This is a genomic window from Cutibacterium avidum 44067 (genome assembly GCF_000367205.1).
GTDB lineage: Bacteria > Actinomycetota > Actinomycetes > Propionibacteriales > Propionibacteriaceae > Cutibacterium > Cutibacterium avidum.
The window spans coordinates 1621891-1635505 of record NC_021064.1 but is presented as its reverse complement, the minus strand read 5'-3'; the positions used below and the strand labels follow the sequence as shown (position 1 = coordinate 1635505).

The 13615-nt window shown below is 64.0% G+C and carries 16 protein-coding genes; 9 read left to right on the top strand and 7 right to left on the bottom strand.

All coding sequences use genetic code 11. The features are described from left to right. The first annotated feature begins 10 nt into the window (after positions 1–10). The gene (locus PALO_RS07475; RefSeq protein WP_231097285.1) at positions 11–637 is read left to right on the top strand and encodes a hypothetical protein; all 627 of its coding nucleotides are present in this window, start codon (positions 11–13) and stop codon (positions 635–637) included. A gap of 13 nt (positions 638–650) precedes the next feature. Here the strand turns inward: PALO_RS07475 and PALO_RS12505 are convergent, their stop codons facing one another. Next, positions 651–890 carry a hypothetical protein gene (locus PALO_RS12505; RefSeq protein ID WP_015583058.1) on the bottom strand — a complete coding sequence of 80 codons (240 nt, stop codon included), beginning with the start codon at positions 888–890 and terminating at the stop codon, positions 651–653. A 100-nt stretch (positions 891–990) separates the two neighbouring features. Between PALO_RS12505 and PALO_RS07470 the strand changes: the two genes are divergently transcribed. Continuing rightward, the gene (locus PALO_RS07470; RefSeq protein ID WP_015583057.1) at positions 991–1398 is read left to right on the top strand and encodes a hypothetical protein; all 408 of its coding nucleotides are present in this window, start codon (positions 991–993) and stop codon (positions 1396–1398) included. Between the two features lie 111 nt (positions 1399–1509). Here PALO_RS07470 and glnA read toward each other — a convergent pair whose 3' ends face one another. Then, positions 1510–2931 carry a type I glutamate--ammonia ligase gene (gene glnA / locus PALO_RS07465; protein ID WP_004811889.1) on the bottom strand — a complete coding sequence of 474 codons (1422 nt, stop codon included), beginning with the start codon at positions 2929–2931 and terminating at the stop codon, positions 1510–1512. A gap of 112 nt (positions 2932–3043) precedes the next feature. Here glnA and PALO_RS07460 point away from each other — a divergent pair, with 112 nt between their 5' ends. From PALO_RS07460 to PALO_RS07450, 3 genes are read left to right on the top strand one after another with little or no spacing between them, the layout of a single operon-like run. Beyond that, a complete protein-coding gene (locus PALO_RS07460; protein ID WP_015583056.1) occupies positions 3044–3466 on the top strand; it encodes an RDD family protein in 423 nt (140 codons plus the stop codon). Between the two features lie 5 nt (positions 3467–3471). Further along, complete coding sequence (locus tag PALO_RS07455; protein WP_015583055.1) at positions 3472–4584, top strand: glycosyltransferase; 1113 nt, start codon at positions 3472–3474, stop codon at positions 4582–4584. Between the two features lie 23 nt (positions 4585–4607). Then, the gene (locus PALO_RS07450) at positions 4608–5216 is read left to right on the top strand and encodes a DedA family protein (protein ID WP_015583054.1); all 609 of its coding nucleotides are present in this window, start codon (positions 4608–4610) and stop codon (positions 5214–5216) included. Positions 5217–5286: 70 nt separating this feature from the next. Here PALO_RS07450 and PALO_RS07445 read toward each other — a convergent pair whose 3' ends face one another. Further along, positions 5287–6675, bottom strand: coding sequence for a PTS transporter subunit EIIC (locus tag PALO_RS07445; RefSeq protein ID WP_015583053.1), 1389 nt, complete (start codon positions 6673–6675; stop codon positions 5287–5289). A gap of 213 nt (positions 6676–6888) precedes the next feature. Between PALO_RS07445 and PALO_RS07440 the strand changes: the two genes are divergently transcribed. The 4 genes from PALO_RS07440 to PALO_RS07425 all read left to right on the top strand — a co-directional run bounded on the left by PALO_RS07440 (position 6889) and on the right by PALO_RS07425 (position 8688). Further along, the gene (locus PALO_RS07440; RefSeq protein ID WP_004811884.1) at positions 6889–7614 is read left to right on the top strand and encodes a GntR family transcriptional regulator; all 726 of its coding nucleotides are present in this window, start codon (positions 6889–6891) and stop codon (positions 7612–7614) included. Further along, positions 7611–7859, top strand: a complete 249-nt coding sequence (locus PALO_RS07435) for a PTS sugar transporter subunit IIB (RefSeq protein WP_004811883.1) — start codon at positions 7611–7613, stop codon at positions 7857–7859. The genes PALO_RS07440 and PALO_RS07435 overlap by 4 nt, the downstream gene beginning before the upstream one ends. A gap of 146 nt (positions 7860–8005) precedes the next feature. Continuing rightward, positions 8006–8236 (top strand): PTS sugar transporter subunit IIB, encoded by a 231-nt coding sequence (locus tag PALO_RS07430; RefSeq protein ID WP_004811882.1) that lies wholly within the window; start codon positions 8006–8008, stop codon positions 8234–8236. After that, positions 8236–8688, top strand: a complete 453-nt coding sequence (locus PALO_RS07425; RefSeq protein WP_015583052.1) for a PTS sugar transporter subunit IIA — start codon at positions 8236–8238, stop codon at positions 8686–8688. The genes PALO_RS07430 and PALO_RS07425 overlap by 1 nt, the downstream gene beginning before the upstream one ends. On the opposite strand, the gene PALO_RS07420 is transcribed toward PALO_RS07425, so the two are convergent. The 4 genes from PALO_RS07420 to PALO_RS07405 all read right to left on the bottom strand — a co-directional run bounded on the left by PALO_RS07420 (position 8667) and on the right by PALO_RS07405 (position 13614). Next, complete coding sequence (locus PALO_RS07420) at positions 8667–9791, bottom strand: glycosyltransferase 87 family protein (protein WP_238137857.1); 1125 nt, start codon at positions 9789–9791, stop codon at positions 8667–8669. The genes PALO_RS07425 and PALO_RS07420 overlap by 22 nt on opposite strands. 104 nt (positions 9792–9895) lie before the next feature. Continuing rightward, positions 9896–11698, bottom strand: a complete 1803-nt coding sequence (locus PALO_RS07415) for an ABC-F family ATP-binding cassette domain-containing protein (RefSeq protein WP_015583050.1) — start codon at positions 11696–11698, stop codon at positions 9896–9898. Between the two features lie 7 nt (positions 11699–11705). After that, positions 11706–12476, bottom strand: a complete 771-nt coding sequence (locus PALO_RS07410; protein ID WP_004811878.1) for a DUF4191 domain-containing protein — start codon at positions 12474–12476, stop codon at positions 11706–11708. Between the two features lie 145 nt (positions 12477–12621). Next, positions 12622–13614, bottom strand: a complete 993-nt coding sequence (locus PALO_RS07405; protein WP_015583049.1) for a lipoyl synthase — start codon at positions 13612–13614, stop codon at positions 12622–12624. Position 13615: the final 1 nt, after the last annotated feature.

The window sequence follows — 13615 nt, the reverse complement described above, 5'->3', positions numbered from 1 at the left end:
GCTTGAGGGTATGACTGTTCGCCGACCAGTGACGATGTTTGTGTGCCTGGCTGCCGTCGTGGCCGCAGCAGGGTGCGCCGAGAAGACTCCGACCGTCGCCGACATGGCGAACCAGCCCGGGGCGACTCCGATCGCCAATTCCGTTCCGCCCCAGCCGGTGCGGCCGAGACCGTCAAAAGGTGCTTCTGGTGCCAGTACTCCGGCCATGCCGACGTGCAAGGGGTCGACCCCGGTCCTTGAGATGTCTTCGATGAAGACGGGAGACGCGGGTAGCTCTGTCGAGCTGATCGTCCGGAACTGCACCGAGAAACCGTTGACCCTGCCTGCCGTGCCGACGATCAAGGTGACGTCCGCAGGCTCGCCCGTCAAGATCGCATGGGAATCGCGCGGTGTCGTCCCGGGAGAACTGCTCAGCGGAATGGGGCGCAAGGTCACCTTGTCATGGCCTGGGCAAGGTGGTTGTGGTTCCCACATTCAAGTGATGTCGGTTGAGATTGCCGGAGGGGTCGTGAGCGACGAAGGATGCTTCATCCCCACGGTGAAGCGATCGGCCACGCCGAAGCCCGGGGAAGCCGAGAATCCCGAACAGCTGGAATCTCCCAAACCAATCCAAGGATCGGTCGTGTGGTCAGGATGATGTCTTTTCCCAGTCACCGCAAGGACGCGACGGCGGACCGCGTGAATGATGGTCGTCCGTTCCTCATCGGCATCATGGGGACTCTCCTGTCGACCTTTCGGCCGGGCATGGCAGTGGCTCGGGTGAGGAGCCGGCGAGCGGTTGCCGCTGCGATTGCAGCCACAGCGATGGCGTCCGGTTGTTCACGGCCGATCCCAGCGGTGCCCGAGGCTGTCGTACCGACCTCCTCAATGACCGCGACGCCGAGGTACACGCCCCGTCCTCGCCCCGAGCCGAGCACGTCCCCACAGCGAGTGACCAGCGTTGGCGGCGGTCGGGGCGCCTTGACGTGCCGGCCAGGCGAGAAAGTGGCGATGGGGTTTGGTGACGTCGAGGAAGCGCTGGGGGCACGCGTCGCCCGGCTCATGATCCGCAACTGCGGCACGTCGACGACGACGGTGCCCGTCATGCCGAAACTCCAGCAGAGTTCTGAGTCTGGGGTGCCCGTGTCGGTGACTTGGAAGCCCTACGACCCCAAGGCCACACCCAAGCGTCTGGCCCCCGGAGGGTTCTCCGGCTGGGAATTGAGCTGGCATAGCAATGGCGATTGCGAGCACCGCGGAGCACGACGACTTGTCGCAACAGAGGGGACGACGACGGCCGCCCTGGAGGGGTGTCTGGATCTGGGAGGCTCCTATGCACTGACCGGCGAATCTTCCACTGGGCCGGATGGTTCTGACGCCGTGCCCACACCTGAGGCGGCCGTGCGGTTGCTGGATTGAGGCGAATCAGCCCCAAGTTCACACAATCGTCGCATTCCTCGCTCGACTGGCCACGACGCGACGAGGGGGACGACCGAAGTCGTCCCCCCCACGGAATCACGTCAGATCGACTCAGATGTCGTAGTACAGGTCGAACTCGTAGGGATGCGGACGCTGCTGCAGAGCATTCAGGTCACCACGCTTGAGCTCGATCCAGGTCTCGATGAGATCCGGGGTGAACACGTCACCGGCAAGGAGGAACTCATGATCGTCCTCAAGGTGGTCGAGGACGGCTCCGAGGCTGCCAGGAACGTGATCCATGGCGGCGTGCTCCTCCGGGGGCAGCTCGTAGATGTCCTTGTCGACCGGGGCCGGCGGCTCAATCTTGTTCTGGATGCCGTCCAGGCCAGCGAGCAGCAGGGCAGCGAAGGCCATGTACGGGTTGGCCGAGGGATCGGGGCAGCGGAACTCGACACGCTTGGCCTTCGGGTTCGGACCGGTGATCGGGATACGCATGCAGGCGGAGCGGTTGCGCTGGGAGTACACCAGGTTGACCGGGGCCTCGAAGCCAGGAACGAGACGATGGTAGGAGTTGGCCGACGGGTTGGTGAAGGCCAGCAGCGACGGGGCGTGCTTGAGGATGCCGCCGATGTAGTAACGAGCCATGTCGGACAGCTGTGCGTAACCGGACTCGTCAAAGAAGAGTGGATCGCCGTTCCTCCACAGCGAGGAGTGGACGTGCATGCCCGAACCGTTGTCACCAAAGATCGGTTTCGGCATGAAGGTCGCTGTCTTGCCGTGCTGCCAGGCAACGTTCTTGACGATGTACTTGAACTTCATGACGTCGTCAGCTGCGCGGGACAAGGTATTGAAGCGCCAGTTGATCTCGGCCTGGCCAGCGGTGCCGACCTCGTGGTGGGCCCGCTCGACCTTCATGTCGAGGCCCTCCATGATGGTGACGATCTCGTCACGCAGATCACCGAAGTGGTCGGTGGGGGCCACCGGGAAGTAACCGCCCTTGTACTTCACCTTGTAACCGCGGTTGCCGCCGTCCTCGGTGCGTCCGGTGTTCCAGGCACCAGCCTCGGAGTCGATGGAGTAGTACGAGGTGTTCTGGCGAGTGTCGAAGCGAATGTCGTCGAAGACGTAGAACTCGGCCTCGGGAGCGAAGAAGGCAGTGTCGCCGATGCCGGTGGAGGTGAGGTAGGCCTCGGCCTTGCGTGCGATGTTGCGCGGGTCGCGGCTGTAGGCCTCCTTGGTGATCGGGTCGTGGACGTTGAAGTTCACGATGAGCGTCTTGCACTCGCGGAACGGGTCGATCCAGGCGGTCGTCGGGTCAGGCAGCAGGGCCATGTCCGACTCGTTGATCTTCTGGAAGCCCCGGATGGAGGATCCGTCGAAGGCCAGACCGTTCTCGTACTGGTCCTTGTCGAACTCTCGGGCGGGGACGGTGAAGTGCTGCATGACACCGATGAGGTCGCAGAAGCGGACATCGATCATCTCGATGCCTTCCTTCTTGACATAGGCGAGCAGGTCGTCGGGACCTTCGAACATCTTTCCTCCATCAACACGGCTGGTGATGTGTTCACGGTAGTCCGTGCGGGTTGCTTAGCCGTCACCGTTGTGTTTCGAGCGTGTAACAGGTACTACCGGTAGGATTCCCTGGGTGAGTGGAACCGAGGCAGCGCCAGGCACCTCGATCGGGCTGCCCACGGAAGGGCGCGGATCGCTGGCGAGTTGGGGCAAACGCATTGGTGCTCTCATCATTGACTGGGGAGCATCCATGGTGCTGGCCAGCACCATCGTCGGGCCGGCAGTGATCCGCAGTGGAGGCTGGAAGATGTGGATGCCGATGGCGGTCTTCTTCGTCGAGTCGGTCCTCTTCACCGCGATGGCAGGCGGATCCTTCGGCCAGATCGTCGCCCGAGTGGCCGTGGTCCGACTCGATGGCCTCGGCCCCATCGGATGGTGGCGAGCGGCCGCCCGCACAGCGATGAAGTGCCTCGTCATTCCGGCCCTCGTCATCGGTGCAGAAAGGCGAGGTCTCGACGATCTCGTACTGGGCACCGTCGTCGTCAATCGCAAGTGAGTGATATGCGCGTCATGGTTTTGTCTCGGGGTACTCCGAGCCCGGAAGCTCCGCTGCGGGGGATCTTCGAGTACGACCAGGCGGTGGCGCTGCGCCAACAGGCCCATGAGGTGGTACTGGCCGTCCTCGACGCACGCTCGGCCCGGCACTGGCGGAAGTTCGGAACTCGTGTCGAGCACGCCGTGGAACGCGATGACGGCATCACGGTGGTGAGACTGGATGTCCCGGTGGGGGCCGTTTCCGCGCGGACTGATCATCGTGTTCACGCCTGGGCTGCGCGACGACTCCATCGAACCGTGACCTCCGAGTGGGGAACGCCTGACGTCATCCATGCTCACTTCGCGCGATTCGCGGCCGCTGCGACCCGCGCCGAGTTTCCGGAGCCACTGGTGTGGACAGAGCATGACTCCCACCTGGCGAATCCTGATCGGCGCCTGACCGAGGACATCTCGGTCGCCGGAGACAGGGCCGACGCGGTCGTCAGTGTCTCCCAGGGGCTGAGTTCGCGGCTGGCAGGGCATGGGATCACCTCGACGGTGATTCCCAACATCGTCGACGTCGATCTCTTTGACCGTCCTGCCCGCCGTCATGAGGGAACGGTGGTGGTCAGCGTCGCCACCCTCAACCCAGGCAAGGGAATGGTCGAACTGGCCCATGCCGTCGAGCAGGTGCCCGGAGTTCAGCTGCGCATCATCGGGGACGGACCACAACGGGGGTCGTTGGAGACCATCGCTGCCAACAACCCGAATATCGTCCTGCTGGGTACCCAGCCGCGTGAGCGCATCGCGGAGGAGCTCGCGGGTGCCGACGCCTTCGCCCTGGCCTCCCACGCCGAGACCTTCGGGGTGGTCTGCGCCGAAGCGTTGACGGCAGGCCTACCAGTCCTGACGACGGCGTGTGGTGGTCCACAGGAGTTCATCGACGACAGCAACGGCATGGTCGTCCCGGTGGGGGACGTCGACGCGCTGGCAGATGGCCTGCAACAGGTGCTTGGTCGGCCGTGGGACCGAGCGGCGATCGCATGGCAGGCTCGCTCCCGATTCGCGGCCGGGCCCGTCGTCGATCAGTTGGAGACGGTCTACCGACAGGCGATCTCCAGCCATGTGACGACCGGTTGAGCCTGGGTGGAAGACTGGCAGGTATGGATCTGACCGCATGGATGGCGAGCGTCAACGGCGTCATCGCGGCCAATGCCTCCCATCCCTGGGTCGTTGCGGCGTTGGGGGGACTATGCGTCATCGACGGGTTCTTCCCGCCCGTCCCCAGCGAATCCCTCGTCGTCGCCCTGGCAGCAGTAGGACACCCGCCGTGGTGGATCATCGTCCCGGTGGCAGCACTCGGTGCGATGTGTGGGGACAACATCGCATATTGGATTGGGCATCAGCTCGGCCACACCAAGCTTTTCAACGGTGGACCGAAACGGCAGAAGACCGTCGCCTGGGCCACTCACCAGTTGCTGGTGCGCGGGCCGCTGTGCATCCTGGTCGCCCGATACATCCCTGGCGGACGTGTCATCGTCAACGCCATGGCGGGGGCCACTCGCTTTTCCTATCGCGTCTTCCTCCCCATCGACGCGTTGGCCGGGGTCCTGTGGGCTGGATATGCCACTGGGATTGGTGCCGGTGCGGCAAGTTTCCTGGGCAACAACCACATCCTCGCCGCGACGGTCGGGATCATCGGTGCAATTGTCATCGGCGTCATCCTGGACCAGGTTCTGCGGCGAGTGATGCCCGCTCCGCAGAACGACTGAGGGCAATTGCGGACGGCGCCCCGGCTTGCTTGTGCCGGGGGCGCCGTCATGAGGTGGGGGAGGGGCGGGATCAGGCTCGGCCCTCCTTCTGGGCGTTCTCCTTGCCGGTGGACTTGTTGGCGGCGAGCTGAGCCTCGTCGAAGACGCTGGCCCCGGCGTTGGACTCGTCACCCTCCTCCTCGCGGCCAGGGGTGCGCAGGTTCCACTTCGTGATGACGAATCGGAACACCACGTAGTAGATGACGGCATAGACGAGACCGATGAGGAGGAGCAGCAGGACCTTTCCTGCACCGCCGGACAGCTCAGCAGCTCGTCCGAAGTTGATGATGTAGTCGGTCAGACCGGCCGAGAATCCGAACCCGTCCTTGATGCCCAGAGCGTTGCACAGGGCCAGGGAAGAGCCGGTGAGCAGGGCGTGCACGAGGTACAGCGGGAAGGCCACGTAAGCGAAGGCGTACTCGAGGGGCTCGGTGATACCGGTGAGGAAGGCGGTCAGGCTGACCGAGAGCATGACGCCACCGGTGATCTTCTTACGCTCCGGCTTGGCGGTGTGGTAAATGGCCAGGGCAGCACCGGGCAGGGCAAACATCATGATCGGGAAGAAGCCGGTCATGAAGGAGCCGGTCCAGGCATTGGTGCCGGCCGTGCCGCTGAAGAAGCAGGTGATGTCGCCGTGCAAGGTCTCGCCAGCAGCGTTGGTGCAGTTACCGAGCTGGAACCACGGCAAGGAGTTGAGCAGGTGGTGCAGGCCGAAGGGGATGAGCAGACGGTTGATGGTGCCGAAGACGAATCCGGTGGCCGGGTTCGACCCGTGGGCCATGATGAATCCGCCGACCTGCTTGTTGAACAGCCAGTCGAAGGCAGGGTAGATGAGGGCCATGATCACACCGGCGACCACCGAGGCCGCAGCGGTGACGATCGGCACGAAGCGACGTCCACCGAAGAAGGCCAGGTAGGTCGGCAGCTTGGTGCGGCGGTACTTCTCGTACATCTTGGCGGCGATGATGCCGATGACGATGCCGCCGAGGACGCCGTAGTTGATGACTCCGGTGTCCTTGGCGAAGTACGGGGCCAGTGCGTGCAGGACGCCACCCTGGGTCTTGTCGGAGGTGCCTGCGCCTGTGAAGGTGAGATAGCCGATGAGGGCGGCCAGTGCGGTGGAGCCGTCGGCCTTCTTGGCGTAACCGACGGCCACGCCGAGGGCGAAGATGAGGGGCAGGTTGTCGAAGATCGCGCCACCGGCGCCAGCGAGTACGTCAGCGACTGGCTGCATCCAGGATGCGTGCTTGGCCACGCCGTCCGCGCCCAGCACGTCGGCCGCTCCGAATCGCATGAGCAGGGCCGCGACCGGCAGGGATGCGATGGGCAGCATGAGGGAGCGTCCGATGCGTTGCATCTGGGAGAACCCGGGTATTTGCCGTTTCTTCTTCGTGCTGGTGGCAACAGCGTCTTTCGCCATGGAGTTCCTCCGCAGTGAGTTCTCATGTCCGACGCCTTCACCCACGTCGGTTCGGCATCAGGTGGTCCGTGGGGTGGTATGGACCACTTGCGGAAGTATAGGTCACCGGTACTGCCATCACAAGAGGGCGCGCAGAATGTGTGAACGTGAACATTCCGGTCGGGTTCGATCCCCAACCGGTGGTCAGCCCTGCACCCGGGGCATAATTCACGCATGAAGTACGTGACCGTGCGGGACTATCTCGTCGAGCTCATCGACACCCGTCTGTCGGTCGGGGATGTCGTTCCCAGTGAGCGTGAGCTTGCCGAGCGTTTCGGAGTCTCGCGGATGACGGTCCGCCAGGCGGTGGACTCGCTGGTCAGTAGCGGACGGCTGGAACGTCGCCGGGGGAGTGGAACCTATGTCCGGGCTCCGAAGGTTGACGTCCAGTCTCGGATCTCGTCCTTCAGCGAGGAGATGCGTCAACGTGGGATGATTCCCGATACCAGGGTGCTGCGCGGAGAGGAACTGCCGGCAACCCCGGACGTGGCTGTCTGGCTGGGGATTGAGCCTGGTGAATCCGTCCACTTCATCTACCGGGTGCGGCTGGCCGACGGGATTCCGATGGCAGTCGAAAGGACTTGGATCTCCACGCGAGTGATGCCGGATCTGCTGGCGAATGGCGTACCCACGAGCATTTACGGGGCTTTGGCTGACGCTGGACTGGTCCCCACCTGGGGGGAGGATGCCATCGAGGCCCTCAGTGGCGATGCGGTGATCTGTGAGCTGTTGCACATCCCGGTGGGATCTCCCCTGCTGGCCATCAACCGCCGTACCTATGCCGACGATCTTGCTGTCTCGTACTCCCGGTCCTGGTACCGGGGAGACCGTTACAAACTGTGGGTGCCGATCTCCGGGCCACGTAGGACCCTGTATCCACCTCGAGGAGGTTCGCGATGAAGCGTGTTGAACACATCTTGGCGGCGTTGGGGGGAGTCGACAACGTGGTGTCGATCGAGCCGTGCGTGACCCGCCTGCGCTGCCAGGTCCGAAACTGCGAGCAGGTTGATGAGCAGGCTCTGCGTCGTGCTGGGGTCCATGGTGTGACGGTGCAGGGGCAAAGCGTGCAGGTGATCGTCGGGCCTGATGCGGACCTGCTCGCCTCCGACCTGGAGGATTTGTGGGGAGAGGATCACGAGACCTGACCGCTTCTTGACCCTGACCGTCTCTTGACACCGGGCGGCCCGATGGAGTTCAGTGTTAGTTGTCTGGACCACTTGGAAGGTGGGCCAGTATTTGTTCGAGGATCCTCCATGGCGGAGTTCATCTCGAACCAGGACAAGGAGACATCATGAGCAAGGCAGAACAGATCCTGGCGGCCCTCGGTGGCGACGACAACATTGACGACCTCGAGGCCTGCATCACCCGGCTGCGCGTCGAGGTTGACGACCCCGACCTCGTCGACGAGGCCGCCCTCAAGGCAGCCGGTGCATTCGGCGTCGTACAGCAGGGAACTTCCGTCCAGGTGGTCGTCGGCCCCGAGGCTGACACCCTCGCCGAGGACATCGAGGACCTGCGCTGATGACCTCGATCCTTTCCCCCCTCGACGGCACCCTGATGACGTTGTCCGAGGTTCCTGATCCGGTGTTTGCACAGGGGCTGGTGGGCCCCGGCGTCGCCCTGCAGCCCACCGGCGACGGTGATGTCACCGCCGTGGCCCCGGTGGCGGGACGCATCGTCAAGCTGCACCCGCATGCCTTCGTCCTTCAGGCGGACGGTTTCGGGGTGCTGGTGCATCTGGGCATCGACACCGTCCAGCTGAAGGGGGAGGGATTCACCCTCCACACCGAGGAGGGGGCAGAGGTTTCCGTCGGGGACAAGCTCATCACGTGGAACCCTGCCCGTATTGCCGAAGGCGGTCGCAGTGCGGTCTGCCCGATCATCATCCTTGACACGACTCCTGACAAGCTCGGTGGTGTCGCCGCTGCCGGCACGTCGGTGAACAGCGGTGATCAGTTGTTCACGGTGGCGTGATTGAACGTTACGGGTATGGGGCGGGCCGGAGACGGTCCGCCCGCCTCATGTCGTGCGACGGATGCATGGTTGTTTCGGGCCAAGGAGAGGAGAGACCCGATACCAAGGATCTCGTAAGGGTCGGTGAGGACTTTCTGCCACCACGGCGCAGCAATTTCTAGGTCATTACCTGCTGGGAACCACCAGACCATCCATGTCAGGGTGGCGAAGGCCCAGAGCAGGGCGAGAACGTGCCGGCCGTGGCGTCGGTCTGCCAACCCTGCGACGATGAGTAGCGGTGCCCACACCCAGTGATGAGACCATGACACCGGGCTCACCAGACATCCGCAGAGTCCGGCACACAGCAGGGACCACACCTGGTCAGCATCGCCCTGCTGCCACAGCCGACGTGAGGAAATCCCAGCGAACAGGCAGCAGACGGCGACGAGAACGAGCCAGATCAGCGTGAGGTCTCCCAGCCCCAGTCGCAACAACATCCCCGAGAGGGATTGGTTGCCGGCCCAGGTGAGTCCGCCCAGCCGCTTCGGGGTGATCATGTAATGGGTCCAGTACTGCCACGATGCCGTGGGTGCGATGGCGAAGCCGAGAGCAATCGTTGCCACTCCGGTGCCAGCGGCTCGCAAGGCTGCTTTGAACTGGCCGGTGACGAGGTACCAGAGTGCGAAGATGCCGGGAGTGAGCTTGAACCCGGTGGCTACACCAACGCCGACACCGCGCCACTTTCGGGGAAGAACGAAGACGTCAAGGACGACCAGGAGAGCCAGCTGAAGATTGACCTGGCCGCAGGCAAAGCTCTTGCCGATCGGTTCGCTGGCCACCAGGATCACGGCGACGACAGCCGTCAGGATGCCCGAAGGTCGACGTCCGCAGCGGCGCCACACCACGTCGATCATGACGACGAGAGCAGTCGCGCTGACGGCATGGTGAAGGATCGTCGCGGCGCGCAACGGCAGGAGGGTCAGCGGGATGAGGGCGATCGCGGCGAAGGGTGGATAGGTGAATCCCAGACCGATGACCGAGGTGGCGGTGTACAGCGTCTCCGGGTCGTGCAGCATCGCTCGCACGCAGTCCCGGTAGATCCTGAGGTCGATCGGGTCGGGAATGATGAGCATCCACGCGACCGTGATGACGAGGGTAGCAATCGTTGGCCACAGCATGGCCAAGGATCTGCGGGGCCGGGAAACGTTGGTGTCATCGTCTTGCAGTGTCACGAATTCTCCACGATGTCGGCGGCCTCCAGCCATTGCTCCTCGAGGTCGGACATCCGTTCGTCGAGGTCATTGGCCTTCATCTGCAAATCGGCGAGGGCCTGGTAGTCGTCGGCCTTGGCAGCCATCTCCTCGTGCAACGAGGCGAGTTTGTCGCGGACCTTGCCCATCTGGCGGTCAATCCGGTCCATGTCCTTGCGAGCCTGACGCAGGGCCGCAGTGTTGACCTTCTGCCGGGACCCCTCGGTGCCCACTCGACTCGACTTCGACGGACCGGTCTCACGATTGCGACGGTGCTCCAGGTACTGGGAAATGCCTCCTGGCAGGAGGGCAACCGTGCCGTCTCCCACGAGGGCCCACACCACGTCGCAGACCCGCTCCAGGAACCACCGGTCGTGCGAGACGACGATCAACGTCCCCGGCCAGGAGTCGAGGTAGTCCTCGAGCAAGCGCAGGGTGTCGATGTCGAGATCGTTGGTCGGCTCGTCTAGCAACAACACGTTCGGCTCGTCCATGAGGAGGCGCAACAGCTGCAGACGACGACGCTCCCCACCGGAAAGATCGCCGACACGGGTGACGAGCTTCTGCCCGGTGAATCCGAATCCTTCCAGCAGGTCCGCGGCGGAGGCGTCCCGGCCGGTGGCCAGTTTCGTCCTGGCCTTGACGTCGTTGACTGACTCCAGCACCGTCACCGTGGTGTCGAGGTCGTCAACCTCCTGACGCAGATGGGCAAGTCGCAGGGTCTTTCCCTGCTTAACGCGGCCCGAGTCGGGCTGCCGGGATCCATCGAAGAGATTGAGCAGGGTCGTCTTGCCGGCACCATTGACGCCGACCAGACCGATTCGGTCACCTGGGCCGATCGACCATGTCACCTTGTCAAGCAGGGTGCGCTCACCCAGCTCGTCGGAGGTCACGGTGACGGTGACGTCCTTGAGATCGAGCACGTCCTTGCCCAGACGGGTAGCGGAGAAGCGCGCCAACTCCAACTTGTCGCGAGGCTCGGGGACATTGGTGATGAGGGCGTTCGCGGCCTCGACGCGGTAACGAGGCTTGGAGCTGCGGGCAGGGGCGCCGCGACGCAGCCATGCCAACTCCTTGCGCGCCAGGTTCTGACGCTTGGCCTCGTTGCTGGCAGCGATGCGGGCGCGTTCCACCCGGGCGAGGGTGTAGGCGGAGTATCCGCCCTCATAAGCCTCGACGGTGGCGTCGTGAACCTCCCAGATGTCGGTGCAGATCTCGTCGAGGAACCAGCGGTCGTGGGAGACGACGAGCATTGCGACGCCACGCTCCTGGAGGTGGCGGAGGTGGCCTGCCAACCAAGCGACGGCCTCCACGTCAAGGTGGTTGGTGGGCTCGTCGAGGACGAGCAGGTCATGGTCTGCCAGCATGATTGAGACCAAGGCAGCACGTCGCCGTTCACCACCGGACAAATCGGTCATGGGGCGATCGAGGTCGATGTCGGAGAGCATGTCCTCGACGATGGGGCGAGCTTCGCGATCCGCCGCCCAGACATGATCGGGACGGCCACCGACGACGAGGTCACGGACGGTCTCGTCACCCTTGGGGGTCTCGGCCTGGGCGAGTACCCCGATGGAAACCCCATTGGTGCGCGTCACGACCCCGGAATCGGGCTCCAACGAGCCCGTGAGAAGGGCCAGGAGGGTCGATTTTCCGTCCCCGTTGCGACCCACGACGCCGATGACATCTCCCGTCAAGAGTCCCAGGGACACCTCTGAGAGGACCGTCCGAGTGCCCCAGGACTTCGAGATGTGATCGGCGTTGACGAGGTTTGTGCCGGCCAACGGAGGCTCAGCGTCCTCGCATGGCGGCGCGGGCGCCCTTCATGGAGCTGGGCATCGGGCCCTTGGGCAGTGGCACCTTCGGACGCATCGCGTCGAGGGCCTTGAGGCGGTTGATGACCTCGTCCACCTGGGCGGTGTTGAGAGCCTTGGGCAGCTTCTTGATGTGCTTGTCGAGGTCCTCCAGCGGAACCTCACCCTTGCCGTCGCCCATGATGATGGAGGTCACCGGAGTGCCATAGGCGACCTGCTCATGACGCTTGGTCTCGGTGGCCAGCAGATTGCGCAGACCGTTGCCGTGTCCCTCGCCGATGAGGACAATTCCGGCCGGTCCGACGGCGCGGTGCACGACGTCCTGCTGGCGGGTGAAGGCAATCGCCGGGGTGGAGGTCCACTTCTTCTTGTCGAGCAGGGAGAGAGCGACCTCGGCCGATCCGGTCTGGCCCTTGAACCGGGCGTACATGGAATGCTTGGCGCGCCACTGGAACACCCACATGGCGGCAGCAGCACCGGCAAAGATGCCGACGATGAGCCATGCCCACCACAGATCGGTCAGGATGAGACCGAGGACGGTGAACACCACGACGCCCAGGACGAAGGCGCCAATGACCCACCAGAGGAGCTGGGGATCAACCTGGCGAGTCAGCTTGAAGGTCTCGACGAGCTGCTTGCCGGTGCTCCAGTCCTTGGGATTGTCGGAGTTCTTGCGACGCTCCTTCTCGGCCTTGGCCTGCGCCTTCTGCTTGGCGGCGAGTTCCTTGGCTGCCTGGCTCTTGGGCATTGACACGCTCCCGACGAGGTTAGTGGACGGACTCCGCGGCATTCTACCGGTTTCGCGACGGTGGCCCTACTTTGGCATGGTTTCGGTGTATGTACCTCGGGGCGCCGCTGGAATCCTCCTCGTCAAGCTGATCAGGTGTCCCTGATCATTCCTTGGTCGCGAATGGAGCCGGCTTCTCCCCGTCTCGGTACCCGGTGACGATGGTGACCGGCTTCTCCCCGCGAGCCTCCATGGCCTGACGGTAGAGACGTCCGGCGCGGTAGGAGGAGCGCACCAGCGGGCCACTCATGACACCGACGAATCCGATCTCGCGGGCCTCCTCGGCCAGCTCATCGAACTCCTGCGGGGTCACCCAGCGGTCGATGGGGTGCAGGTAGGCATTCGGACGAAGGTACTGGGTGATCGTCAGCAGGTCGGTGTTGGCGTCATGCAGGGCCTGCATGGCCTCCGAGATCTCCTCACGAGTCTCTCCCATGCCGAGTATGAGGTTCGACTTGGTGATGAGTCCCGCCTCGTGGGCCGAGTTGAGGACGGCCAGCGAACGGTCGTAGCGGAATCCGGGGCGGATGCGCTTGAAGATACGGGGGACCGTCTCGAGGTTGTGCCCGAAGACTTCCGGGCGTGCCCCGAAGACGACGTCGAGGAGATCCTGCTTGCCGGAGAAGTCCTGAGCCAGCATCTCGACGCCGACTCCCGGATTCACCTGGTGGATCTGGCGGATGGTCTCGGCGCACAGCCAGGCTCCCTCGTCTTCGAGGTCGTCACGGCAGACCGAGGTGACGGTGGCATAGCGCAGTCCCATCTGCTTGACGGACTCGGCGACGCGGCGGGGTTCGTCCCGGTCGTAGTCCTCCGGCTTGGCCGACTCGATCTGGCAGAAGTCGCACCGACGGGTGCAGTGGTCACCGCCGATGAGGAAGGTGGCCTCGCGATCCTCCCAGCACTCGAAGATGTTGGGGCAACCAGCCTCCTGGCACACCGTGCGAAGATCACCGTCGATCATGCGGCGTCGCATGTCACGGTACTCAGGGCCCATCGTGGCCCGGGTGCGGATCCAGCGGGGTTTGTCCTCGATGGGGGTCTGGGAGTTCTTGACCTCGACTCGGAGGAGCTTTCTACCGTCTGCTTCGACACTCACG